This window comes from Pseudomonas sp. IT-P260, assembly GCF_949768395.1.
In the GTDB taxonomy this organism is placed as follows: domain Bacteria; phylum Pseudomonadota; class Gammaproteobacteria; order Pseudomonadales; family Pseudomonadaceae; genus Aquipseudomonas; species Aquipseudomonas parakoreensis.
In genome coordinates this window covers 1-1,249 of sequence record NZ_CATKPO010000017.1, presented here as the reverse complement: position 1 = coordinate 1,249, position 1,249 = coordinate 1, and the positions used below count along the sequence as shown (strand labels likewise).

Here is a 1,249-nt window from a genome sequence, read left to right as displayed (position 1 = left end):
AGTGGCGCCTGTAGGCAACGTCGTCTGAACCAGTCGGCCAACGGCGTCCCACTGCTGGCGAGTGATCGCACCGTGTTCGTCGCAAGTGGTCGTCCGTCGCCCCAGCGCATCGTAGGAAAAGCGCCGTACACCACCGTCAGGCAGGGTTTCCTCGATCAGTTGGCCGAGGTCATTCCACACCAGCACATGCCGGCTGCTGTCCGGATAACGGATCGACAGCAACTGGCCACGGGTGTCGTAGTAGTAATAAGTGACCTGACCGTCGGGATCGACCGCCTCGGTGACATCCCCTTCGGCGTTGCGTCGGAACGTCCACACCGCGTCACCGCGAGAACGACGGTGCAGGAAACCGTTGCGGTATTCGTAGGACGTCGGCTCTTCGTCCGGAGGAAGCAGCGCGATCAACCGTCCGATGTCGTCGTATCGGTATTCAGTGACCGCACCCAGCGGATCCTGCTCGGCGATCAACCGGCCCGCAGCGTCATAAGCCTTGAGATGCTCTCCGCCATCAGCCTCGACCTTGCGCACCAGCCGCGCGCTGTCATCGTGGACGTAGGTCTCTTCGCGGCCATCGACGTAATGCACCGTGACCTGGCCGGCGTCATCCCAGACGTACCGCGTATTCATCTGCGAAAACGAAGCCCAGTGCCGCACGCAACGCGCCGCTTTGCCCGAGCGCTGCCACTCCCAGAAAAAGCTCGCGCCGCCGCTCAGTTGCCGCTGCAGGATGACGTGCTGATCGTCGTAGTCGTAACGCTCGCTGTCCCCGACGGCGTTGGTCGCGGACAACAATCGCTGACGGGCGTCGTAGCAATAACTGCCCAGCGTTTGCTCGGTGCGCCAGCCACCCGCCTCAAATACCTGGTAATCAACTGCCACCAGATGCGCCCGGTCGTAGCGCAACAGCAGCGAGCGCCCGGCCCCGTTATCCAGGCGCTGCAGACGCTCGGAATGATCGCGATGCACCGTCAGACGATTGCCATACGCATCACTGACCGCCGTCAGCCGCCCGGCACGAAAGTGATAAAACCGCGCCGCCTCCCCCGCCAGCGCGAGGATCAGTTCCTCCGGCTCATCGCCGAGAAAAATCGCCGCCCGCGACAGGCTGTTGTGGATCTGCGGCCGTTCAACACTGGGCAATGGGAACCGCGTGTGCCGGTTCTCGTGATCGACCCAGACCACCGCCTCGCCATCGAACTCCAGCCGATGCGCCAGCGAATGGCTCCAGCCAAACCCCAGCCCGACATCA

1 protein-coding gene is annotated in these 1,249 nt (G+C 63.3%); it reads right to left on the bottom strand.

Translation table 11 applies throughout. From position 1 onward, the window contains the following. On the bottom strand, positions 1–1,249 hold a 1,249-nt coding region (locus ACM6HV_RS10805), incomplete at both ends, for a DUF6531 domain-containing protein (protein WP_414904170.1).